This window comes from Candidatus Didemnitutus sp., from assembly GCA_019634575.1.
Classification (GTDB): Bacteria; Verrucomicrobiota; Verrucomicrobiia; order Opitutales; family Opitutaceae; genus Didemnitutus.
In genome coordinates, this window is sequence record JAHCAY010000001.1 from 1271750 (window position 1) to 1294760 (window position 23011).

Here is a 23011-nt window from a genome sequence, read left to right on the forward strand (position 1 = left end):
TCTCCTCCATGAAAAAACTCGGACTCGGTGTTCTCGGCCTCGGTGAAGGCCGCAGCATCATTTCGGCGAGCCTGCACAGCGAGTTGTGGGACGTCGTCGCCCTGTGCGACCTGAACGAGACGCTCGGCCGCGAGCGCTGTGCCGAGTTCCAGCTGCCACTCGAAAAATACACGCGCGACTACACCGCACTGCTGGCGAATCCCGGCATCGATGTCGTCGGCATCTACACGCCGGATCACTTGCACGCCGACCACGTCATCGCCGCGTTGCGCGCCGGCAAGCACGTCGTCTGCACGAAGCCGTTTCTCCACGACCTGAGTCGCGCCGCCGAGGTGCGCGCCGCGGCGGCCGCCTCCGGCAAACGCGTCATGGTCGGTCAGAGCTCGCGCCTCTTCGCGCCGTTCACCCGGCAGCGCGAGCACTTCGAAGAGGGAAAGTTCGGCCCGCTCAACTCCGTCGAAGCCTACTACAACGCCGACCACCGCTGGTTCCTCGCCAAGGGCTGGGCCAAAACCGACGCATTCAAGTGGCTCTACGGCGGCCTGAGTCACCCGGTCGACTTCATCCGCTGGTATCTGCCCGACATCGAGGAAGTGATGGGCTACTCGCGCCTGAGCGAGAACGGCGCGAAGCTCGGCCTCGTCCACGCGGACACGTTTCACTTCATCTACAAGGCCCGCTCCGGTCCGATCGCCCGCGTCAGCGGCACCTACACGAGCCCGGTCACGCCGAACTCGCGCGACAGCAACATGAGCTGCGTGCTCCGCGGCGCGCTCGGTGCCGGCCAAGCCGACTACTACGAGCTGCGCTACGCGTGGAAGACCGACACGCAGTCCGTCGTCGAGACATTCGAGGACCGCGACGACTACTATTTCCGCTTCGGCGGTCACTCGCACCACGCCGGCGAATACCAAAACTACATCGAGTATTTCGCCCGCTGCCTCGCCGACGGCCGCAAGCCCACGCCGGACGTGGATGAAGGCATCGTCACCGTCGCGCTGATGCAAGCCATGGAAGAATCCTGCGCGAGCGGCCGGCCGGTGAAGCTGCGCGACGTGCTCGCACGCCACGGCCTCGAGGCACTGACGCCGTAGCGCGGCGCCCGTTCTTCTCCCCCACCCCTATTACCCCTTGATCAAAACCTCCGCCTCCACGCGGCTCAGCTACGCCGCCAGCGACGTCGCCGGACAGCTGCTGTTCTGCTGGATCATGTGGTATCTGCCGTATTTCTACACGGACACCTACGGCATTCCGGCAGCGACCGTCGGCACGATCCTCCTCGTCGCGCGCTGGGTCGACGCGATCGACGCGCCGGTCTGGGGAATCATTTTCGATCGCACGAAAAGCCGCTGGGGCAAGAGCCGGCCGTGGTTTCTCTGGCTGTCGGGTCCGTTCGCCGTGTTCGGCGTGCTGACGTTCCTCACGCCGGAACTGAGCTACGGCGCCAAAGTCGCCTACGCCGCGATTACCTACATCGCGAGCAACGTCCTCTACACCGGCATCAACACGCCCGTGACATCGATCCTCTCCGCACTCACGCCCGATCCGCACGAGCGCGTCACGCTGACGATGTTCCGCATGGTCGGATCCAAGCTCGGCGTGCTGATCGTCAACCTCACCGGCCTCGAACTCGTGCGCCTGCTCGGCGGCGGCGACGATCGGCGCGGCTACATGCTGGCCGTGCCGGTCTTCGCGGTCGTGTCGCTTGCGCTTTTTCTCACGGCGTTCCGCAATCTCCGCGAAACGGTCCCGGTGGAATCCACGCCGGTGCCGTTGCGCGGCACCTTCGGTGCGCTGCGCGGGAACTGGCCGTGGTTCATCATTTTCGCGAGCAGCTTCCTGTTCTGGATCGGCTTCATCTCCCGCGTCACGGTCGCGCCGCACTTCCTCGAATACGTGCTGCACCGCCCCGACCTGCTGAAGCTCGCCAACGGTCTCGACTTCGCCTCGCTCGGCACGGCGTTGCTGTTGCCGTGGTTTTGCCGGCGCGCCGCGAAGGCGACCGTCTGGGCGCTCGGACTCGCGGGCATGATCGTGGGGCAAATCATCGTCTATGTCGGTCTGCGCGACGGCGGCTCGATCCCGCTTGTGCTGACGGGCTGGACGATCGGCTTCGTGGCCAGCGGCGCGGCAATGGCGATGCCGTTCTCGGTGCTCTCGGACAGCGTGGACTACGGCGAATGGAAAACCGGCATCCGCGCCGCGGGTCTGCTCACGGCTGTGGGCGCCGCTTTCTGCCTGAAAGCCGGTGCCGGCCTCGGCGGCGCGCTCCCGATGTGGTTGCTCGACGCCGCCGGCTACGTCCCGAAAGCCGCGCAAACACCCGCCGCGCAGCGTGCCATCGAGTTTGGCGTCGTCTGGTTGCCGACGCTGGCCTTCGCCCTCGCGCTCGTGCCGGTGCTTTTCTACGGCCGTTTCGAACGCCTCGAACCCCAGATCGCCGCCGATCTCGCCTCGCGGCGCGCGAAGCAGCACGAGTAAGCCGGCGTCATCGGCCAGCGGCCTTGTCAGGGGGCGCAGGCGGGGCTGCCTTCTCCAGTTCCGCCATTCTTTCAGCGGTGACGTCTTCGACACGCTTCTCGAGGTATTCGAGTGCGAACTTGTTCTTCCGACTTTGGTCAGGCGAATCCAATGCCTGCTGCCGCCGCTTGAGCAATTCGCCCAACTTGGCATCGCCGGTGCGCGCGAGTTCCTGCGCGCGAGCGAGTCCCGGCAAGGATCTCAGTAGCGCCAGCTGTTCAACTCGTGCGTCCTTCACCCGCGCGACGTTCAGCGAGATTTCTACCCGTCGGCCCTCACGACTCAACGTCAGTATCCCAGAGCCCCGGTCGAACGCGTCGAGAAGATAGCCGTCGAATTTTCCGCCGAGTTCTACCCATCGCGCGTTCGTTCCATCGGCATCGGCGAGCGAGAAAACCGGTTTCGCATCTTCGTAGAAGTATCCCATGAACTTTGGCTCGGCCCGCGCCAGCGTGGCTGCGGCCAGAAGACCGAGCAGCAAAAGCTGTCGGACCGATACGTGAACAGGAAACGCTGCACGCGGCAGCACACACGAGATGAACGCGAACGACATGGTGGAAACGAATCGAGTCGGCCCGTGAGAGGAAGAATCTGACCGTTCCGAGCGCACCACCAATCGCGCCCAACGCAACGGCATATTTTCGGCCGCGGCCGCGCAGCACGATACTCCCGCCAGCAAAAAAAGCCCCGAACAATTCGGGGCCTAAATTGGCGGGATGGACGGGACTCGAACCCGCGGCCTTCTGCGTGACAGGCAGACGCTCTAACCAGCTGAGCTACCACCCCGTGAGGGACGAAAGAGGCCGAAAAGTAGAATCGGCCCCACCCTAGTCAAGCGCCGTTTGGAGTTTCTTCGGCAGAAAGTTTCCGCAGCGCCTCCAATGCCCCCAAACGGTCCATTTCGATCTGCTTTCGCAGCTCGTCGATCCCGGAAAACTTCCTCTCCGGCCGCAAGAAGCGCAGCCAGCGCACCGTCACGCGGTCGCCATAAGTCAGCGTCGTGGGAGTCAGCACGTGGACTTCCAAGCGGGGCGCCGTCACGCCGGTCTCGACCGTCGGGCGCAGGCCGTAATTCGCCACGCCGGGCTGCATGCGTCCATCCGGCCCGCTCACGGTGACGAGATAGACGCCGTAGCGCGGCGCGAGACCGGGTTGCCAGGCAAGGTTGAGCGTCGGAAAGCCCAAGGTGCGCCCGAGGCGTTTGCCCTCGGTGACCGTGCCATCGGAGAAATACGAGTAACCGAGCAGCGCGTTCGCCTGCTCGATCTCGCCTCCGGCGATCAATTCGCGAATCCGGCTGCTGCTGATCGGCGCGCCGTTGTGGTTCAGACGCGGCGCGCTGTAGACGGCGAAACCCGCGTCGCGCGCCGCGGCGATCAACGTCGCAGTGTCGCCTTCGCGGCCGCGGCCGAAACGGAAATTCTCGCCGACGTAAACGGCTTCGAGGTCCGGAAAAGCGCGCTTCAATCGGGCGACGAAGTCGCGCGCCGTCGTCGCGGCAAACTCGAGCGAGAACGGGTGTTCGACCAGAAAATCCAAGCCGAGCCGGCCCAGCAGCTCGCGCTTCGTTTCCCGCGCGAGAATCAGCGGCGTAGGTTTCTCCGGTCGCAGCACTGCGCTCGGATGCGGCCAGAAGGTCAGCACGCCCGCGAGTCCGCGGCTACGCCGCGCGGAGTGCACCGCCGCCTCGATCACCGACTGGTGGCCGAGGTGCACGCCGTCGAACATGCCGATGGCGAGATGAACCGGTCCGGCGGGCAGCGTCACCCGCTCGAGCGAGTCGAACTGCCGCGGCGCGTTCACGTGTAGGCGATGCGGGGTGCGGCCTCGTGGATCGGGATGAGGCGCTTCTCGAGTTCGGCCATCTCCATTGTCTCGATGTCGGCCAGCGGCGTGCACTGCGCGATGGTGAACTTGCCGCTGCCGGTGCGCCGCAAGCCGGAGAGGTGCGCACCGCAACCGATCTTCTCGCCGAGATCGCCCGCGATCACGCGCACGTAGGTGCCTTTCGTGCAGGCGAGGCGGAATTGAATTTTCGGCGATGCAAACCCGAGCAGGTCGAACGCGGCGACGCGAATGAAGCGCGGCTCGCGCTCCACTTCCTCGCCTTCGCGGGCCTTTTTGTAGAGCGGCACGCCGCCGATTTTCACGGCGGAGAACATCGGGGGCGTCTGGTATTGATCGCCCATGAAACCCTTCATCGCCTCGCGCACCTGCTCCTCGGTGAGCGGCGGCACCGGGCGCGTCTCCATGATCTCGCCTTCGGCGTCGAGCGTGTTGGTCTTGGCTCCGAGCGTGATCTCACCCTCGTAAACCTTGTCCTCGCTGATCAGGTATTGGGAAATCTTGGTCGCCTTGCCGACGAGCATGACGAGCAGGCCGGTCGCGAGCGGGTCGAGCGTGCCGGCGTGGCCGATGCGCTGGATCTGGAATTTCCGGCGGAGACGGTAGACGACGTCGTGGGACGTCATGCCGGTGGGTTTGTCGACGAGCAGCACGCCCTCGACTTCTTTGGGAGGACGGAGGCTCATTTCTTGAGGGCGTCGACTTCCTGCAATCGCTGCGCGAACGCGGCGATGAGTTTCGGATAGAACGAGGAAAGCGTGTCGGGGAAATTCAGGCCCGCGGCGCTGGCGTGGCCGCCGCCGTTGAACTTCGCCGCGATCGAGTCGACGCGATAGACGGCGTGCTGCGCGCGGAGGCTGGCCTTGATCACGCCGGGACGCTCCTCGATGAGCGCGCCGATCGCGACACCGTCGAGCGAGCGTGCATAGTCGACGAGACCTTCGGTGTCTTCGACCGTCGCACCGGTTTGCTCGAAAATGCCCTGCGGCAGCACGCCGATGCACACGCGGCCGCCGCACTCGAGCTTCAGCGAGCCGATGAAATGCTGGAGGAGCTTCAACTTGCCGAGCGACTCGCGTTCGTAGAGTTCCTGGCCGGCCTGCGCGGGATTCGCGCCCCGCGCGAGCAACTCGCCGGCGAGCGTGAAGACGCGTTGCGAGGTCGAGGCGAAGCGGAACTGGCCGGTATCGGTCATGATGCCGGTGTAGAGCGCCTGCGCGGACACGGCATCGATCGGCAGCCCGGCGTCGAGGAACAGGCCCGCGAGCACCTCGGCGGTGGCGGCGCTCTGCGTGTCGACAAAGTTGTGGCGCGCGAAACCGACATTCGAGAGATGGTGGTCGAAGCAGCCGAACGCGTCGGGGTAGAGAGCGCGGGTCTTGTCCCCGGCGCGATTGTGGTCGGCGCAGTCGGTGAAGACCGCGAGGCGGCCATCGTGCTCGACGTGATCGCGCTGGAAGAACGGCGTGTCGCCGAGGAGGAACTTGATGCGGCGCGGAACGGGATCGGGATTGATCGCGATCGCGTCGATGCCGCGCGCACGGAGTGCACGGGTCAGTGCGACCTGCGAGCCGATGCAGTCGCCATCCGGGCGTTGATGACCGATCACCGCCACGCGTTTCCCGTGCAGGGCGGCGAGAAACTCGGCGAACGCCGTCTGAAATTCAGGATAGTAGCTCATTCGGGCTTCTTGCCTTGCTTGTCGATCTCGTCGAGCAGCGTCTCGATGCGCACGGCGCGCTCGCCGGAGGCGTCGTGGTGGAACGTCAGCGTCGGCACGTGGCGCATGACGACGTTCTTTGCGACCATGCCACGGATCTCGGTGAGTTTCGAGCGGAGCCAGCGGCCCATCTTCGCGATCTCGTCCGGATCTGATCCGACAACCGAGTAGTAGATTTTCGCCTCGCGCAGGTCGCCGGTGACGTCGGCGCCGGAGATCGTCAGGCGCGTGGCCTCGCTGGTGTAGCGCTTGCGCAGGTAGGCGCTGACCTCGCGCTGGAGGAGCTCGTTGACGCGGAGAAGTCGGTTGCTCATGGCAGGCTGGCGGGATGGGACCGAAAGCCGAGAAAGGTGCGGCGTGCGCTCAGAGCGACGCGCGCACCTTCTGGATTTCGAAACACTCGATCTTGTCGCCGGGCTGGTAGCCGTCGTAGCCGTCGAGGCGGATACCGCACTCGAGGCCGGCGCGGACCTCGTTCGCGTCGTCCTTGAAACGACGGAGCGTGCCGACCTTGCCCTCGAAGACCGACTCCTTGCCGCGGCGGACGCGGGCGGAGATGTTGCGGTTGATCTTGCCTTCGGTGACGAGGCAGCCGGCGACGAAGCCGTGCGAGATGGGGAACACCTGGCGAACTTCGGCGACACCGAGCTTGTTTTCCTTGAGATCGGGCTCGAGCAGATCGGCCATCATCTCCTTCACCCGGTCGCCGAGTTCGTAGATGATGTTGAAGTGCTCGATGGTGACGCCGTGGTGCTTGGCGAGCGGCGTGACGCCGTTCTCCTGCTTGGTGTTGAAACCGATGATGACAGCCTTCGCGGCGCTGGCCATGAGCACGTCGTTCTTGGTGACGATGCCCACGTCGGAAGCGACGATGTCGAGCTTCACCTTGGCGCTCTTGATGCCTTCGAGGACGTTGCGGACCGCCTCGACGGAGCCGTAGACGTCGGACTTGAGCACGACCTTGAGCACCTTCTCCTGCGTCGCAGCGATGTTGGCGAAGAGCGCGTCGAGCGACGTGTCCTTCGGTGCGGCGGCGGCGGTGACGGCCTCCTTCTTGAGTTGGTGCTCGGCGTCCTCGGCCATCTTCTCGGCTTCGCGGGCGTTCTTCACCGCGACGAATTTCGTGCCGGAATCCGGCGTGCCGGACCAGCCGATGACGCGCACGGGCGCGGACGGCGGGGCTTCCTTCACGTTGGCGCCGGCGTCGTCGAACATCGCGCGGACCTTGCACCAGTGCGGACCGCACACAATGGCGTCGCCGACACGGAGCGTGCCGCGCTGGACAATGACCGTGGCCACGGGGCCGCGGCCGACTTCGACCTCGGACTCGATGATCACGCCGCTGGCCTCGGCCTTCGGGTTGGCCTTCAGGTCGAGGACTTCGGCGTTGAGGAGAATGTAGTCGAGGAGCTCGGTGATGCCCTGATTCTTGATCGCCGCCACCGGCACGGTGATGATGTCGCCGCCCCAATCTTCGGGCGCGATGTTGCGTTCCTGCATCTGCCCTTTCACGCGATCGAGGTTCGCGCCCTTCATGTCCATCTTGTTGACGGCGACCATGAGGGAAACCTTGGCGTTCTGGGCGTGCTTCAACGCTTCGTCCGTCTGCGGCATGAAGCCGTCATCGGCCGCGACGACGAGCACCGCGATGTCGGTGACATTTGCGCCGCGCGCGCGCATGGCCGAGAAAGCCGCGTGGCCGGGCGTGTCGAGGAAGGTGATCTTCTTGCCGTTGTGCTCGATCTGGTAGGCACCGATGTGCTGGGTGATGCCGCCGAACTCGCCGGCGGCGACGTTGGCCTTGCGGATGGCGTCGAGCAGCGAGGTCTTGCCGTGGTCGACGTGGCCCATGATGACCACGACCGGCGGACGCGGCGCGAGATTCTTGATGTCCTCTTCGCGCGCCTTTTCCTCGCGCGACTTTTTCTCCTCTTCCTTCTTCACCGCCGGGCTGACCTGCGGCTGTTCGCCGCGGTGCTTGATGTCGAGGAGGAAGCCGTGCTTCTCGGCGAGCTTGTTGGCCACCGCTTCGTCGATCGACTGATTCATCGACGCGAAGATGCTCATCTCCATCAGCTCGGAGATCAACTTGAACGGCTTGAGGCCGAGCGCGACCGCGAAGTCGCGCACGATGATCGGCGGCTTGAGATGGATGATCTTCACGCCGCCCTCTTCGGTCACAGTGACGGACGAGACGGTGGGCGCGGCCGGAGGAGCCGGCGGGGCCTTGAAGGTCGGCGGAGGAGGCGGCATCGCCGGCGAGGAGACCGGGCGCGGTGCCGGAGCCGGCGGGGGCGGCGGCATGCTGGGAGCCTTGGCGACCGGCGCAGGCGGAGGCGGCAACGGCGCAGCCTTGGCGACCGGCGCCGGAACAACCGGCGCGGGCGTCGGAGCGGGCTTGGGCGCGGAGACGGGCGCGGGAGCCGGGGTGTAAGCACGCGGCGCAATCGGCGGCGGCGTGGGTGCAGCCTTGAAAACTGGCGGGGCGACGACCGGTGGCGGCGCTTTCGGCGCGGGCGCAGCAGGCGCCACGTGCACCGGAGCCGCGACGGGCGCAGGTGCGACCGGCGGAGGAGGATTGGCTGCGGCGGCGGCGGCAGCCTTCGCGGCGGCGGCGGCTTTGGCGGCCTCTTCCTTTTCGCGTGCGACGTCCTGCGCGGACTTCACGAAGACGCCGGCGGGAAGCTTCACTTGCGCGGGAGCATCGGGAGCGGGTGCGGCGTCTTCCGCCGGAGCGGCGGGCGCGGCCTCGGTGGCGGCTTTGTGACCGCCCCACACCTTCTCGATCTCGTCGTAGTAGATCTTGCTGACGGTGCTGGAGACCGACTTGGTGTCCGCCGAGACGAAGGCCTGCTCCTTGAGCCAGGAAAGCATCTCCTTGGGCTCAACTCCGTATTGCTTGGCGATCTCGTGAATGCGGGCGCTCATTAAGTCAGTATGTCAGTAAGAGAGTAACGTTGCTAGGTGCGGTGAAAAATCAGGCTTGGGCCCCGGAAACCTTGGCGATGACGCCTTGAGCTTCCTCGGCGGAAAAGCCCATGTCGACGAGATCGTTCGCTTCGACGCCTTCGAAGGCGGCGGGCGAGTTGATGCCGTTGGCGACGAGGCGCTCGGCGATGGAGCTCTCGAAACCGAACGCGCCGACGAGCGCGCTGATGGCTTGGGCACGCGGATCGGAAGCGGTGGCCTTCCATTCCTCGATGTCGAGGCGCCAGCCGACGAGGCGCGAGGTGAGGCGCGCGTTCTGGCCCTTGCGGCCGATGGCGACGGCGAGGTCCTCGTTCGCGACGCGCACGAGCATGCGCTTGTTCTTTTCGTCGAGGACGATTTCGCGCGGCACGGCGGGCTTGAGGGCCTCGACGAGCATTTCCTTCGGGTCGGCGTGGAACGGAATGATGTCGATCTTCTCGCCGCCGAGTTCGCGCACGATGCTCTTCACGCGGGCGCCGCGGGCGCCGACGCACGCACCCACCGGGTCGACTTTCGGGTCGGTGCTGGTGACGGCGATCTTGGTGCGGTAACCCGGCTCACGGGCGAACGCCTCGATCTTCACGGTGCCGTCGGCGATCTCGGTGACTTCGAGTTCGAAGAGGCGGCGGACAAATTTCGGCGTCGCGCGGCTGAGGATGACCTCGGGACCGCGGCTGGAATTCTCGATCTCGAGCAGGAAGCAGCGAATGCGCTCGCCCGGGGCGTATTCCTCGCCGGGGACTTGTTCCTTGCCCGGCATGATCGCCTCGGCCTTGCCGAGATCGATGTAGAGATCGTTGCGCTCGCGACGGCGCACGGTGCCGCTGACGATGTCGCCGACGGAGTCCTTGAAGTCGTCGTAGATGCGCTCCTTCTCGAACTGGCGGAGGCGCTGCATGATCGCCTGACGCGCGGTCTGCGCCGCGATGCGGCCGAGATAAGAGGGATCGATTTCCTTCTCGATCATGTCGCCGACGACGGCGCCGGCCTTGAACACCTGGGCCTTCTCGATGTGGATCTGCGTCTTCGGATCGGAAACGGAATCCGCCACCTTCATGATCGCCCAAGCCTTCAGTTTTCCGTCCTTGGGATTGATCTCGATCTTGAGCTCCTGACCCGAATTCACGCCCTTCAGCGCCGCCGTTTTAATGGCGTTCACAATGGCGGAGATCATATCGGCACGGGGGATGCCTTTCTCCTTCTCCATGTATTCGAGGACGGACAGGATTTCGCTGCTCATGATGGTTGGTGTGGTGGGAAAAAAAAGGCGGGACCCGTAGGCCCGCCCACTTGTGGAAAGTGAACTTGAGTGAGCGCGCAAGGTAGCCGCCGCGAACACGCGTTGTCAAGCGCGCCGCCGGTGTCGAACTGGCAAGCACTTACACGCGGAATTCCCGCGCGATCAGCCAAGCCAGTAACCCTTGGGCCGCACCGTGGCAAAGCGGCCACTCGCGCGTGCCGGTCACGGTCAAGCTCTTGAGCCCGCGTCGGACCGCATCCGGCAGATCGCCCGCAAACCAGTGAAACCAGATTTCATCCAATCCCGGACGCTCACTGGCGGCCGCCAGCAAGGGCAGGAATCCATCGCATGCCAGCGTGTCGAAACGAGGTCCGCTCACCGCGTCCGCCACGACCTCGCGACTGAGTTGCTCACGCCACCCGGGGAAAGCCCCCGCGCGCCGCGCGTGCGCGGTCGTGACGTCCGGGCCGAACGCCAGCACCGGCAACGCCTCGCCCCATGCGACCAGCCGGCGCGGCCAATCCGGCGCGCGCGCGACCCACTCGCGATATTGCGCGAGGCGCGTGCGCGGATGATTCGCCGGTCGCGCGCCATGCGTCTGCCAACCGTGCACCGCCGCCAGCGCCGCGGCCACGCGATCGTCGACCGCACCACGCCATTCCGCGATGCCCCAACGCTCCGCCGTCGCCAACATCGGCACGCGATTGTGGCGATAGCCGAGAATCTCCAGCGCCGTGTGATGCGCCGCCGCATCAAAGCCCAGCCGCGCGACTCGCCGGCGCGCGGTGGCGACCTTGGCATTCCAACGTTGGCGCGCGAGTTCACGCAGACGCGCCCGCAACACATCGAGCGGCAGATTCGCGAGCTCCTCCAATCGCCGCCACTCGTCGCGCGCCGTCAGCGCCTCGAGCGCGTCGTCCGCGGTGTATTCCTCAAGGTCACGATGCAACAGCGGCAACAACACCAGCGCCGGGATCTCCGTCCCGTCCGCGCGACACTGCGGCCGCACGCCCGCATCCGGCGGAAACAGGAGCACGTGCAAGACGACCTGCGCATACGCCGCGTCCTCCGCGTGACCGTGCGCCCGCCAATCGCGCGCGTGGAAATGCACTTCGACGTCCCCGCTGACCTCGCGGCCGCCGATCCGCAATTGCGCGTGTATGAAATCCGGTCCGCCGAGCAGATTCCAGCGACCGGGAAACACGATCTCGAGCGTCCGACCGTCGCTCAGCTGTGCGCGCGTCGCCGCGAAATCCTGCTGCAACCAGATTTTCTGCACGACGCGCTCGTGCATCGTGAACGGCCCGTAGAGGCCTTGCATCTCGGCGACGGAAGATTCGGGGAAAGCCATGGCGGTGAAGGACGCCGCGTGGCCCCGCGAGCGAGTTGCGGGCTGGACACTGCGGAAATTCCGCCAACGCTGCCAGAGCAATCACGCACCCCGGAAGGGTGGCAGAGTGGTCTATTGCGGCGGTCTTGAAAACCGCTGAGGCGCAAGCCTCCGGGGGTTCGAATCCCTCCCCTTCCGCCACTTTCGGTTAGGTTCGAACCGAGCGCGATGGCGCTAAAATCGAGTCAACTCGCTGAGAGGCAACATTCGCGAAGAGGAGTGCGTTTTCGGGCCGCAGGATAAGTTCGGAAAATACCCTCGCGCCGGAGCGAATCCCGGCACCGCCGCAGACGCTTCGCCGAGTGACCTCTAAAATTCCGCGCGTGATTTTTTCGGCGCGTGTGCGATACTGCTCTCAGTCGGAAACGACTGGGTGAGGCCAATTGGATCGCCCTCCACATCAACCCTTGGAGGAGTCCAAAATGTCAGCGATTCAGTCCCTGCCTACCCATGTCCCGACCACCGTGCCGGTGGCGATCTACACGCGCGTCTCGACCGCCAATCAGGTCGGCGGGCGCTTCGATTCTTGCGAAAGCCAGGCCGTCATCTGCCGCGAGCACATCGCGAAGCACGCAGCCGACGGCTGGTTCGAGGTCGCATGCTTTTCCGACCCGGCCTACTCGGGCAGTTCGATGAACCGTCCCGGCATCCGAGCGCTCATGCGCCAGATTGAGGCCGGCGAAGTGAAGGTCGTCCTCATCTTCAAACTCGAGCGTGTCCTGCGCAGCACCGACGAATGGGGGCCGTTCCGCGCTTTCCTCCACAAGCACCGCTGCAAGCTCGTAAGCCCGACCGAGGACCTGACCGACGAGTCCCCCTCCGGCCGGCTGAAAAACAACCTCCTCATGAGCGTGGCGGAATACGAGCGACTCAACACGGCTGAGAAGATCCGCATCAAGCTCAACGAGCAGGCCAAACGCGGTTACTGGACCGGTGGCTTGGTGCCCTACGGTTACCGTTACGACGAAACGCTCCAAGGCTTGAGCCCGGAGCCCGCGGAGGCCGCCGTTATCGTGCGCATCTTCGAGATGGCCGCCCGATTGACGGGTCTCGCGCAGATTGCGAACACGCTCAACGACGAGGGCATCCGGACGCGCCCCCGCTACCACCAGCGGCGGAACGGCGAGCGACTGAACATCGGCCAGAAGCGCTTTCGCACCGACATCCTGCGCCGGCTGATCACGCGCCCGCTCTACGCCGGCAAGGTCCGGATGAACGGAAAGGAATTCCCCGGCCAGCATGCCGCGCTCGTCTCGCCGGAGCTTTGGGAGCAGGCGAACGCCGCGATCAACAAGCGGATCAACCCGCCCGCGCGGCGCTTTTCCTCCCGCGACAAACACTTCCATGTTCTCAAGGGACTCGCTCATTGCGGCTGCTGCGGTCGCGCGCTGATCCCCAACGCCAGCGGCAAACTCGATCCGACCGGCAAGCCCTACCGCTACTACACCTGCGGGAAACTGCACAAGGAGCGGGGCGATGCGGCCTGCCCGGTGAGGCATGTCGCCGCGGGTCCGCTGGAATTGGCGGTGCTCGGCTTCCTCGGCGAATGCAGCCGGCACCCGGAGGTGATCGAGGCGACTTTGGAAAGCCTCCGCAGCCGCAGCCAACGCGACCGCACGGTGGTGCGGAATCAACTCACCGAGCTGGAGCAACAACTCGCCGACAACGGCACGCAGATCCGCAATTGCGCGAAAGCCATCGCCCAAGGCGGCGTGGCGGCGTTGACCGACGCTCTGCGCGAGGAAGCCGAGAGCCTGCAAGCCACCCGCCAGCGTCTCATAGTTGATCGTGAGCGCGTTCAGGCCGAACTCTCAGAATGCGAGCAAGGCGGACATGATGCCGAACGCATCCGGCACTCGCTCGCCCGTTTCGCGGAATTGTTTCCCCAACTTTCCCAGGACCAGCAGCGCGACTTGGTGACGCTCTTTCTGATCCGCGTCGAGGTTCGCCCCGCGAAACCGGCTTCCGATCAGCCGCCGGGCACGCGGAGCTTGGAATTGCGACTCAAGCTGCGGATCGAGCGCCTCATCGAAGGCATGGAGGAACGGCTCGTGATCGAGCAACGCGACATGGTGGCGCGTGCTCCGCAGCGCCCGCTTTCCCTCGCTCTCGACGTCGCGCTCGGTTCGGCCGGCAGTGCGGTGCCGGTCCGGATTGTGACGCCCTTCCCCTGTGAACTCGGTGTGCGCCGCCGCCAACCCGCAGCCCCGATCAAGCCGGCGCAGCACGCGATTCACCGGGCGCGCGCTTGGCAGCGCCGACTGGACAACGAACCGGGCCTCAAACGTCTACAATTGGCCAAGGAAGAAAATCTATCCCCGGCCTCGGTCACCCAGCACCTGAAACTCCTTCTGCTCGCCGACGAAATCCAAGCTCACCTGCTCAATCTCACTACAGAGCGCGAAGTGCGGCGCTTCAGTCTCAACCAACTGTTGCCGCTCGCCGATCTCCCCTTGGACGAACAGCGCCGCCGGCTCGATCTGCTCAAAGCCAAATAGGCACAGGGACCAAGGAGTATTCAGTTCCCACTGAAATCCCGCCGCAACCGATAGCGGGCGGCCGATGTGCGCCCCGTCCGCTCCCCAATTCCCTTCGCTCGCAGGCGAGATAACGCACGGGCGACCTGTGCGGCCGACAGCTCCAGCTCCGACGCCAGCCGCCTCGCGCCTGTCGCGCCATACCGTGCCAGATACGTTGCGATGGCCCTTTCCGCCGGGTCGGCGATCAAGTCCAGCGTAGTGTGACTGACTGGCGGCGCCGGTGGCGCCGAACGACGCGGCAGGCACCCGCGCTCCACGATCAGGGCCATGAGTCCGCCGATCCGGCGGAGCACTTCCGATTCAGGCAATCGGTCAAAGCGATTGGGATCGAGCATCGTCATGATGAACTTCCGGTGGTGGACGCTTGGGGTCCGGGGCGCATCGCGCCCTGGTTAGGCGCGCCGGCGCCCGACGCCGGACGCGTCGTGGCAAAGCGGCGCAGGGAACGCCGCGCGGAGCTCCGGCGACTCCCTGCCACTCCCGACCCACCCACGCACCAGCCCCGTAACTGCGGTTTGGGAGATCGGGCGAAGCACTCACCCGGCCGGACTGCAGGTAGCAGTCCCGGAACCAGACAAGGCTCGACCGAGATCTGGGCTTAGTTGAGGTCATCGGGGCAGCGGTCGATGCGGATCATCCGCATTGGACCACGCCCCGGGCCGGACAGGCGAATAGCCAAGACGCGCCGGTTTGCGGCGGGACATGCGGGTAGTTCGCAGCGTGTCGTCATTGGCAGGTAATTCCGGGAAGGATGACCCAGATCGTCCATTTTGCCAGCCGTTTGGCTGTTCTTTCCTCACCGGCTGACTCGCCGGGCACATCGGCCCCGGCAGCGCGCGGGCGACCGACGGGAGCCGGGGCGCTGCCACATGACCGGCCCCATCGCGGCCCGCAGTCGTGCTCGGCAACCGGAGGCGCAGGCCGGCGGCCGAAGCCGACGGTTCCGGGCACGTCTGCGGCTGCCTTGCGACCGTCGCCATCGTTCATCCCGGCCCGTGCATGACCGTGGTGGTGGTCGAGTGGTGGTGTAGTGGTAGCGTAGTGGTGGTGCCCGACCTTAGGACCTAAGTTTCCTTAGGGGTGGCGTGTCACGCATTCCAGAGGTATTAGGGGCAAGGCGGATGCTCACCTGGTCGGTGGTAACACAGGTCATCACTTCAAAGCTTCGGAGCAGGTTGTGCTGAGACTTGGTCGAGATCCTTCGCGCCAAACTGTTGATGAAAGCCAGGAATAGCTTCGGCCTATTTCAGGGATTCGATGCCTTCGGACCATGCGTTGCGCATGCGGTCTGCTGTGTCTTTTGCCTGAGGGTCTAGATCGGGCAAAGTTTCCAACTCCCGGGCAACCTGGGCGACTCCGTCCAAGACCTCGGCCACGATGGTCTTCGCTGCGGCTTCCGTGAGCTGGCACCGCTGCCGGCCGAATCGCACCAGCCGTTTGGCGTCCGGCCAACGCTTGGTGCCATCCAGCGTCAGCGCCAGACTGTCGTTGGGCAGATAGACGGAGGTCGTGACGATGTCGAAAGCGGGCGCCAGTGATACCGTGCCGGTCGAGTCGTCGTAGACCACGCCGAAGTTCTTGCGGTGGGCGTCACCGTTGCGCACCACGACAGAAAGGACGAACGAGCGGAAGAAGCGGGCCAGTTCCGAGGCCGTGCCCTCCGGCCCGCGCAGGCTGCTGGCCAGCGTGGCGGCCAATTGCTCGTAACTGCCCTCATATTTCTCCCGGGACAACCGGCCGTCGAGCGCGCAGCCGTCCTCGAAGGCGAGGTAGGTGCCGTCAGCCTTGAGGTCGAAGCGCTCCACAATCAACAGATGGCCGCCGGTCGCGATCTCGACGGGTGGCACCGACAGTCCCGCGCCCTTCGCTGCCTTCAGGCAGAAATACTCGTTGGCCGCCAGCCCCGGATACTTCCCCGCGTCGAAGGACTTGACGATGTGGGTGGTGCCGTGAGCCGTCACCCGCTCACCCACCGGCACCGGGCTGAACTTGCTGGTCCCCAGACTGCCGTCGTCGCGGATCAGCAGCTTGGGTTGGACACCCGCGACGCCGGAATACTGGGCGTATCGCTGGAGCAGATCCGCAAACAGTCCATCGGTCCCACGGCTCGCGAGGAGTTCCCGCAGATTTTGCGCCGGCACCTGGTCGAGTTCTTCAGGCGACGGTCCGAACCGCAACCGCCCGATCAGGGAGCGGCCGACAATTTCCAACAGGGCGAGGTCATCGAAAACCGGCAGAGCCTTTGCGAACATGTTGTTGAGCGCTTCCCGGAGGGCTCCTTCCGGCAGGCTCATGTCGAACACCGGATGCAGCACAGAGGCGCGCTCGGCGTGATACGGTGCGCGGTTGACCGGCATCAGCAACGACACCGCCAACCCTTCGGGCACCCCGTCGTCGTAGACAAAACGGTTCGCCGTGTCCTCGCGGGTGAGTGCGCCAACGGCGCGCCGGTTGACAAAGACGTTAGCCACCGAGTTTGCCCGGGTTCAGGTTGGCGAGAATGGTGTCGGTCTCGCGGAAGGCCGCCTGCCGCTCTTCGCGATTGCGGGCGTAGGCCTCGTGCAGCGTCAGCGGTCGACGTGGCCGAACCGCGATTTCCAAACCCAGACGATCCCCGATCTGAGCCAGCTTTCGGATGCCAAGATCCCCGATGACTCCGTTCTCCAGCTGCGAGATGGTTGCACGGCTCATCCCCAAGCGCCTGGCCAGCTCGGCCTGAGTCAGACCTGCTTGCTTTCGTGCGTCTCGAATCATTGTGCCTGTTTGCGCGAAGTCCATGTATCGTATGCGATGCATTTTCAGGCGATAGGCTGATTCTTCAAGGAAAATGTATCGCATATGATACCCGACGCTCCTTCGCATCCAACTCGGACAATCTTGGCTACGTTCAGACCGGAAGCGAATTGACATTTGCTCATTCGCCGGCAAACTTGCCGGCGAATGAGACTCGCAACGGGCCAAACCGCTTTTTTCCCTCCTGATCCGCCTCTTGCCACGGCGGGTTTTCGCTTCGGCTCGGTGGGCACGCACTCCAGCCGCACGCTGATGTTTTCCGAGTTGGCCGCGGTCTTGGCGCATACCCCGGCGGGGGCTGACCGCGAGGACTACAAGCGCGGAGTGGTCGAGGACAACTGCCTGGGCAAGTCGACCGCCTCCACCCGCCGCCTGTCGTTTCAGCGCCTCTCTGAACTCTACGCGCTCGATCCTCAGGTGGGCGTGTTCCGCCTGCTCGTTCGCCTTTGGTTAACGGATGCCGGCTCCCGTCCTCATCTGGCGCTGCTGGTCGCCTTGGCTCGCGACCCGTTGCTCCGCGCGTCGGCCGTTGCGATCGCTGCCCTCCAGCCAGGAGATGAGTTCAGCCGCTCCGAGGCCGAGGCTGCGGTGCGGGCGGTCACCGAAAATCGCCTTAACGACAACATTTTGGCGAAGGTCGTCCGGAACTGCGCCAGCTCGTGGGCCCAATCCGGCCACCTTCAGGGGCGCACCTTCAAGGTCCGCCAGCCGGTCCGGCCGCACTACGTCAGCGTGACCATGGCGCTCGCCCTCGGCTACCTCGCCGGGTTTCGGGGCGAGGCCCTGTTTACGTCTGGCTGGATCGAAATCCTCGACCTCGACCCGGCCGCCGCCCGCGCCCTCGCGCTTGAGTCCAAGCGAGCCGGCCTGATCGATCTCCGCTTCTCCGACAAAATCGTCGATCTGCGCCTCGAACGCCTCGACCCCAGCTTTTCCCTCTGATGTCTCGCATCGAAGAACTCGCCGACCGCTACTCGCGCCATATCTCGACTCCGTGGCAACGCACGGTGTCGGGCGCCCAGCGCGTCATCATGGTGGTGTATGAAAAGGAGCTGGAGCGCACCCTGCGCGCGCGGCGAATGCTCTTCGAAAACGCGACCTTGGAGGCCGGCCACACCTGGCATGAGGTCGATCTGTCGTCGGTCTTCCCCTCGTGGATGGCGGCGGACGAATACCGGGACGCCTACTTCGCCCAGCCCGAGGACCTCAGCCTGAAGCTCGACTCCGAGTTTCCCGACCACGTTGCCAGCGAGCTTCGCCGCGCCCTCACCGCTCCGACCGTCACCGACAACACCGTCGTGGCCGTCATGGGCGTCGCGACCTTGTTCGGCTTGGCTCGTTTCTCCGAGGTGCTCCGCAAAATCGACCGCGACGTCCGCGGTCGCCTTCTCGTGTTTTTTCCCGGTCAGCTCGAAAACAACAACTACCGCCTTTTGGATGCGCGCGACGGGTGGAACTACCTCGCCATCCCGATCACGCCTTACTCCGACGAATTCACCCCATGAAGATTCACGACATCCTCCAGCGCGATCCCGCGGAAAATCCCCTGATCAACCAAGGCCAGGCGCGCATCGCCGACATGGCCGATGCCAAGGCGCGCGAGGAGTTGCGGGGCGAGCTGTCCACCTTCGTCTGCGAGGGCCAGTTCTCCGACGGCTTGATCCGCATCCTGCGGTCGTTTCTGGAAAACTTCGGCCGCACCAGCCAGAAGGGCGTCTGGGTCAGCGGCTTCTACGGCAGCGGCAAATCCCACGCCCTGAAGATGGCGGCCAGCCTGTGGCAGGATACGGCCTTCGACGACGGCGCCACGGCTCGCAGCCTCGTGCCCAACATCCCGGATGATCTGCACGCGCTCCTGCGTGAGCTGGAAACCGCCGGCAAGCGCTCCGGCGGCCTGCTCGCCGCTGCCGGCGCTCTGCCCAGCGGCACCACGGAGAACGTGCGCCTCACGATCCTCTCAATTCTGCTCAAGGCCACCGGCCTGCCGCCGCTCTACCCGCAGGCCAAGTTCTGCCTCTGGCTCGAATCGCAAGGCTGGTATGCCAAGGTCCAGCAAAGCGTCGCCGCGACCGGCAAGAACTTCACCAGCGAACTCAACAACCTCTACGTCAGCAGCACCCTTGCCCGCGCCATTCTCGCCTGCGACGCCAAGTTCGCCGCCTCCGAGGCCGACGTGCTCAAGGCCCTGCGCACCCAGTTCCCGCCGCAGGCCACTGACATCACCACCGAGGCCTTTCTCCAGACCGCCAAGGAAGCCCTGCTGCGCGTCGGCAAAAACGGGCGCATGCCGTGCACCATCCTGATCCTCGACGAGGTGCAGCAATACATCGGTGACTCCCACATCCGCGCTACGCTAGTGACCGAGGTTGCCGAAGCCGTGTCCAAGCAGATGGACAGCCATCTCATCATCGTGGGCGCCGGCCAAAGTGCGCTCACCGACATGCCGCAGCTCCACAAGCTGCTCGACCGTTTCACCATCCGCGTGCCGCTTTCCGACATCGAGGTCGAAACCGTCACCCGCAAGGTCCTGCTCCAGAAAAAGCCCACCGGCGTGCCCGAGGTGCGCCGCATTCTCGAAACCCATGCCGGCGAGGTTTCCCGCCACCTCCAGGGCACCCGCTTGGCGGAGCGCACCGAGGATCGCCTGACCATCCTCGACGACTACCCGTTGCTCCCGGTCCGTCGCCGTTTCTGGGAACACTGTTTCCGGCAGGTCGATGCCGCCGGCACGCAGAGCCAGCTCCGCTCCCAGCTGAGCATTATTCACAGTGCGGTCTCCAAGCTCTCGAAGCGCAACCTCGGCGCGGTGGTGCCGGCCGACGAGTTGTTCGAGTCGCTCGCACCGAGCCTCGTCAACACCGGCGTGCTCCTCCGTGAGAGCAACGAGCGCATCATCAAGGTCGGCAAGGACGAGGGCGATCTCGCCCGCCGGATCTGCGGGCTCGTTTTTCTAATCGGCAAGCTGAAGCGCGACGACGGTCTCGATACCGGTGTTCGCGCCAACAAGGACCACATCGCCGACCTCCTTGTGGACGACCTGACCGCCGACAACGGCAAGCTGCGCTCGGAGGTCGAATCCACCCTGAAGCGCCTCGCCGACAAGGGTGTCCTGATGGCGGTGGGCGACGAATATCGGCTCCAGACCCGCGAGGGCAGCGAGTGGGACCGCGAATTCCGCAATCACCAGACCAAGCTCAACAACAACGACGCCACCATCCAGTTCCGCCGCGACGAACTCCTCTACGCGGAGGCGGAGCGCGCCATTCGCTCGGTTCGCAAGTTGCAGGGTCTGAGCAAGGAATCGCGCAGCCTGCTCATTGGGCGCGACTCCACCGTCCCGGCCGGTGACGGCGTGAGTGTTCCCGTCTGGATTCGTGACGGCTGGTCCTGCTCTGAAAAGGAAGTCGTCGAGACGGTCCGCACCCTCGGTTCGGACAGCCCCTTGCTCGCCGCGTTCATCCCCCGGCAGTCCGCCCAGGACCTGCAGCGCCTGCTCGTCGAGGCCGACGCCGCCGAACAGACGCTCAACTCGCGGGGTAATCCCTCCACGCCCGAAGGCCAGGAGGCGAAACAGAGCATGGAGAGCCGCAAGGCCACCGCTGTTGCTGCCCGCGACCGGCTCATCAAGGAAATCGTCGCCAACGCCAAGGTTTTCCAAGGCGGCGGCAACGAGGTCATCCGGCTCGCCCTCGAGGACAAGATTCGCGACGCGGCCGACGAGTCGCTCATCCGCCTCTTCCCTCGCTTCAAGGAAGGCGATTCCAACGCGTGGGAACTCGTGCTCAAGCGCGCCCGCGACGGCGCCGACCACCCGTTTCAGCCCACCGGGCACACCGACGCCACCGAGAAACATCCCGTATGCCAGCAAGTCATCACCACCATCGGCGCCGGCAAGACCGGCACTGAGGTTCGCAAGGCGCTCCAAGCCGCGCCCTTCGGTTGGCCGCAGGATGCCATCGACGCCGCACTCATCGCGCTCCATCGCTCGCAACACCTGAGCGTCACGCTGAACGGCGCCCCCGTCGCGCTGGGCCAGCTGGCGCAGAACAATATTCCGAAGGCCGCGTTCCGGGTCGAGCAAGCCACCTTGTCGGTGGGTGACCGCCTCGCGCTGCGCAAGCTGTTCGGTCAGGCCGGCGTGTCCTGCAAGAGCGGCGAAGAAGCCGCGAAGGCCGGCGAATTTCTGCAGACCGTCATCGCGCTTGCCCGCAGCGCGGGCGGCGAGGCGCCGCTGCCTCCGGTGCCGAGTCTCACGGCCGTCGAAGACCTGCAACGTCTCGCCGGCAACCAGCAGCTCGCCGCCATCCGGGCCGCCGCGACGCCGCTCGAAACCAACCTCAAGGAATGGACCGCCGCGCGGGACCTGGCTGCGCAACGCGTGCCGGTCTGGCAACTGGTCACCCGCCTGGCCGGTCACGCCACCGCCCTGCCCACAGCGGCCGAGGCCATCGCCCAGATTGAGGCGATTCGCACCCAGCGCTCGCTGCTGCAACCTCAGGACGGCGTCTCGCCTCTTCGCCGCCAGTTGGCCGACCTGCTGCGCGCTGCGGTGCAGCAAGCCCAGCAGGCGCTGGAGACCGCCTACACCCAGCACCTCGCTGCGCTCGAAGCTTCGGAAGTCTGGCAGCGCATCGCTCCTGCCGACCGCACCCGCCTCCTCGCCCACGCCGGCATTGCCAAACCCGCCGCCCCCGACCTCGCTACGGACGACAAGCTGCTCGCCGCCCTCGAAGCCCTGCCGCTCGCGCAGTGGCACGACCGGATTGCCGCGCTCCCGGCCCGCTTCGCCGCCGTCGCCAAAGCCGCCGCCGAGCTGCTCGAACCCAAGGTCCAGCACGTGCACCTCGCCAGCACCGTCCTCCGCTCCGAAGCTGACGTGAAGCAATGGCTCGCCGAACAGGAGAAAACGCTCCTTGAGCGCCTCAAGTCCGGTCCGGTCGTAATTTCGTAACTCGCCCACCCATGTCGCGCCCGACCATCTTCCTCAGCCATTCCTCTGCCGACGAAAAGCTCGTCGAAGAATTGTCTGATTTGCTGGCCACGGGGTGCGGCATCCGGGGTGATCAGATCATCATCACCACATTGCCCGGTCAGGGAATTCCCGCCGGCAATCCGAACTATATCGCGTGGCTGCAAGACCGTCTGGCGGACTCCGCCCTGGTGATTCTGCTGCTGAGTCCGAACTATTTTGAGAGCAAATTCTGTCTCTGCGAGATGGGAGCCGCTTGGGGACTCAAGATGCCATGTTTCCCGTTGGTCGTGCCGCCACTCAAAAAGAGTGAAGTCAAAGCCGTGATGGCGGTTAGCCAGAACCTGAACATTGACGACGAGTCCTGCCTGGACGAGCTGCGCGATCAGGTGCGTGACTTGCTCAAGTCAGAGCTGAAGACGGCTATCTGGACAGTGAAGCGGGACGCGTTTCTCAAGAAACTTCCCGGCATCCTTAAAAAGCTTCCGCAACCTGATAAGGTGGAGCGCAGCATTCTCGAAGCGGCCGAGGCAAAGTATGCAGCGAGCCTCGAAGAGGTTGCCGCCAAGGAGAAAGAAATTTCAGACCTCAACGAACAGATCGCTGATTTGGAGAAGCTCAAGGACCGAGCCCAAGTCACTAAAGTCAGGGCCAAATATTCTTCGCTAGCTGATCAGTTCGAGAGCTTGTGTGAGGCTGCAGGCAAGGCCCTGCGAAACGTCGAGCTTGCGACGTCCGATTTGCTTTTCCACGAGCGGGGCGGCCCGGGAAAGCCGGTGATGGACGCTGATTGGTATGAGTCGGCCAATAAAGCGGCGGCCAATCAGGAAATTTCGACGGATGACGGATACAGCGTCTGCACTGATCACCCGCGGGTGCGAAAGGCGGAAGCAGCACTCGACTCTCTCGGGTCTTTCATAGATCGGCTGCCAGATGGACAGCTTCAGGACGATTTCGAGGACGAGCACGAGTTTCCGCTGAATCTCTCCAACAAGGAATTCTGGAATTTTCTCCGCTAAGATCT

Annotated in this window: 18 protein-coding genes and 2 tRNA genes; 8 read left to right on the forward strand and 12 right to left on the reverse strand. The window is 64.9% G+C overall.

Features of this window, described 5'->3' with window-relative positions; translation table 11 throughout:
• Window positions 1–8 precede the first annotated feature (8 nt).
• Entirely contained in the window at window positions 9–1094 is a 1086-nt protein-coding gene (locus tag KF715_05305) for a Gfo/Idh/MocA family oxidoreductase (protein MBX3736086.1), read from the forward strand.
• Between the two features lie 37 nt (window positions 1095–1131).
• A complete protein-coding gene (locus KF715_05310) occupies window positions 1132–2481 on the forward strand; it encodes an MFS transporter (protein MBX3736087.1) in 1350 nt (449 codons plus the stop codon).
• Between the two features lie 7 nt (window positions 2482–2488).
• On the opposite strand, the gene KF715_05315 is transcribed toward KF715_05310, so the two are convergent.
• From KF715_05315 to KF715_05355, 9 genes are all read right to left on the reverse strand, one after another.
• Window positions 2489–3073 (reverse strand): hypothetical protein, encoded by a 585-nt coding sequence (locus KF715_05315; GenBank protein ID MBX3736088.1) that lies wholly within the window; start codon window positions 3071–3073, stop codon window positions 2489–2491.
• A gap of 156 nt (window positions 3074–3229) precedes the next feature.
• Window positions 3230–3306 (reverse strand) — tRNA-Asp (locus KF715_05320).
• A 45-nt stretch (window positions 3307–3351) separates the two neighbouring features.
• Window positions 3352–4248 carry a riboflavin biosynthesis protein RibF gene (gene ribF, locus KF715_05325; GenBank protein MBX3736089.1) on the reverse strand — a complete coding sequence of 299 codons (897 nt, stop codon included), beginning with the start codon at window positions 4246–4248 and terminating at the stop codon, window positions 3352–3354.
• 71 nt (window positions 4249–4319) lie between these two features.
• A complete protein-coding gene (truB, locus tag KF715_05330) occupies window positions 4320–5051 on the reverse strand; it encodes a tRNA pseudouridine(55) synthase TruB (GenBank protein MBX3736090.1) in 732 nt (243 codons plus the stop codon).
• Complete coding sequence (locus KF715_05335) at window positions 5048–6046, reverse strand: bifunctional oligoribonuclease/PAP phosphatase NrnA (GenBank protein MBX3736091.1); 999 nt, start codon at window positions 6044–6046, stop codon at window positions 5048–5050. Before KF715_05335 ends, truB begins: the two co-directional genes overlap by 4 nt.
• Entirely contained in the window at window positions 6043–6399 is a 357-nt protein-coding gene (locus KF715_05340; protein MBX3736092.1) for a ribosome-binding factor A, read from the reverse strand. Before KF715_05340 ends, KF715_05335 begins: the two co-directional genes overlap by 4 nt.
• Before the next feature lie 49 nt (window positions 6400–6448).
• Window positions 6449–9013 (reverse strand): translation initiation factor IF-2, encoded by a 2565-nt coding sequence (gene infB / locus KF715_05345; protein MBX3736093.1) that lies wholly within the window; start codon window positions 9011–9013, stop codon window positions 6449–6451.
• Between the two features lie 49 nt (window positions 9014–9062).
• On the reverse strand, window positions 9063–10295 hold the full coding sequence (nusA, locus tag KF715_05350; protein ID MBX3736094.1) for a transcription termination/antitermination protein NusA: 1233 nt from the start codon (window positions 10293–10295) through the stop codon (window positions 9063–9065).
• 139 nt (window positions 10296–10434) lie between these two features.
• Window positions 10435–11646 (reverse strand): DUF2851 family protein, encoded by a 1212-nt coding sequence (locus KF715_05355; protein ID MBX3736095.1) that lies wholly within the window; start codon window positions 11644–11646, stop codon window positions 10435–10437.
• 92 nt (window positions 11647–11738) lie between these two features.
• On the opposite strand from KF715_05355, the gene KF715_05360 reads away from it, so the two are divergent.
• Both KF715_05360 and KF715_05365 read left to right on the forward strand, forming a co-directional pair.
• A tRNA-Ser gene (locus KF715_05360) sits at window positions 11739–11826 on the forward strand.
• A 281-nt stretch (window positions 11827–12107) separates the two neighbouring features.
• Entirely contained in the window at window positions 12108–14183 is a 2076-nt protein-coding gene (locus KF715_05365; GenBank protein ID MBX3736096.1) for a recombinase family protein, read from the forward strand.
• A 20-nt stretch (window positions 14184–14203) separates the two neighbouring features.
• On the opposite strand, the gene KF715_05370 is transcribed toward KF715_05365, so the two are convergent.
• The 3 genes from KF715_05370 to KF715_05380 all read right to left on the reverse strand — a co-directional run bounded on the left by KF715_05370 (window position 14204) and on the right by KF715_05380 (window position 17003).
• A complete protein-coding gene (locus KF715_05370) occupies window positions 14204–14566 on the reverse strand; it encodes a hypothetical protein (GenBank protein MBX3736097.1) in 363 nt (120 codons plus the stop codon).
• A 900-nt stretch (window positions 14567–15466) separates the two neighbouring features.
• On the reverse strand, window positions 15467–16696 hold the full coding sequence (locus KF715_05375) for a type II toxin-antitoxin system HipA family toxin (GenBank protein ID MBX3736098.1): 1230 nt from the start codon (window positions 16694–16696) through the stop codon (window positions 15467–15469).
• Window positions 16689–17003, reverse strand: a complete 315-nt coding sequence (locus tag KF715_05380) for a helix-turn-helix transcriptional regulator (GenBank protein MBX3736099.1) — start codon at window positions 17001–17003, stop codon at window positions 16689–16691. Before KF715_05380 ends, KF715_05375 begins: the two co-directional genes overlap by 8 nt.
• Window positions 17004–17243: 240 nt before the next feature.
• Here KF715_05380 and KF715_05385 point away from each other — a divergent pair, with 240 nt between their 5' ends.
• The 4 genes from KF715_05385 to KF715_05400 are packed head-to-tail and all read left to right on the forward strand — an operon-like array spanning window position 17244 to window position 23006.
• A complete protein-coding gene (locus KF715_05385; protein MBX3736100.1) occupies window positions 17244–17960 on the forward strand; it encodes a hypothetical protein in 717 nt (238 codons plus the stop codon).
• Entirely contained in the window at window positions 17960–18523 is a 564-nt protein-coding gene (locus KF715_05390) for a DUF1788 domain-containing protein (GenBank protein ID MBX3736101.1), read from the forward strand. The genes KF715_05385 and KF715_05390 overlap by 1 nt, the downstream gene beginning before the upstream one ends.
• A complete protein-coding gene (gene brxC, locus KF715_05395; protein MBX3736102.1) occupies window positions 18520–21969 on the forward strand; it encodes a BREX system P-loop protein BrxC in 3450 nt (1149 codons plus the stop codon). The genes KF715_05390 and brxC overlap by 4 nt, the downstream gene beginning before the upstream one ends.
• Before the next feature lie 11 nt (window positions 21970–21980).
• On the forward strand, window positions 21981–23006 hold the full coding sequence (locus KF715_05400; GenBank protein MBX3736103.1) for a TIR domain-containing protein: 1026 nt from the start codon (window positions 21981–21983) through the stop codon (window positions 23004–23006).
• Window positions 23007–23011: the final 5 nt, after the last annotated feature.

Bases quoted from the DNA above. Each gene is read 5' to 3' on its own strand.
- KF715_05305 (MBX3736086.1), top strand. From the start codon at position 9: ATGAAAAAACTCGGACTCGGTGTTCTCGGCCTCGGTGAAGGCCGCAGC.
- KF715_05315 (MBX3736088.1), bottom strand. From the start codon at position 3,073: ATGTCGTTCGCGTTCATCTCGTGTGTGCTGCCGCGTGCAGCGTTTCCT.
- ribF (MBX3736089.1), bottom strand. From the start codon at position 4,248: ATGTTCGACGGCGTGCACCTCGGCCACCAGTCGGTGATCGAGGCGGCG.
- truB (MBX3736090.1), bottom strand. From the start codon at position 5,051: ATGAGCCTCCGTCCTCCCAAAGAAGTCGAGGGCGTGCTGCTCGTCGAC.
- KF715_05335 (MBX3736091.1), bottom strand. From the start codon at position 6,046: ATGAGCTACTATCCTGAATTTCAGACGGCGTTCGCCGAGTTTCTCGCC.
- KF715_05340 (MBX3736092.1), bottom strand. From the start codon at position 6,399: ATGAGCAACCGACTTCTCCGCGTCAACGAGCTCCTCCAGCGCGAGGTC.
- infB (MBX3736093.1), bottom strand. From the start codon at position 9,013: ATGAGCGCCCGCATTCACGAGATCGCCAAGCAATACGGAGTTGAGCCC.
- nusA (MBX3736094.1), bottom strand. From the start codon at position 10,295: ATGAGCAGCGAAATCCTGTCCGTCCTCGAATACATGGAGAAGGAGAAA.
- KF715_05355 (MBX3736095.1), bottom strand. From the start codon at position 11,646: ATGGCTTTCCCCGAATCTTCCGTCGCCGAGATGCAAGGCCTCTACGGG.
- KF715_05365 (MBX3736096.1), top strand. From the start codon at position 12,108: ATGTCAGCGATTCAGTCCCTGCCTACCCATGTCCCGACCACCGTGCCG.
- KF715_05370 (MBX3736097.1), bottom strand. From the start codon at position 14,566: ATGACGATGCTCGATCCCAATCGCTTTGACCGATTGCCTGAATCGGAA.
- KF715_05380 (MBX3736099.1), bottom strand. From the start codon at position 17,003: ATGGACTTCGCGCAAACAGGCACAATGATTCGAGACGCACGAAAGCAA.
- KF715_05390 (MBX3736101.1), top strand. From the start codon at position 17,960: ATGTCTCGCATCGAAGAACTCGCCGACCGCTACTCGCGCCATATCTCG.
- brxC (MBX3736102.1), top strand. From the start codon at position 18,520: ATGAAGATTCACGACATCCTCCAGCGCGATCCCGCGGAAAATCCCCTG.
- KF715_05400 (MBX3736103.1), top strand. From the start codon at position 21,981: ATGTCGCGCCCGACCATCTTCCTCAGCCATTCCTCTGCCGACGAAAAG.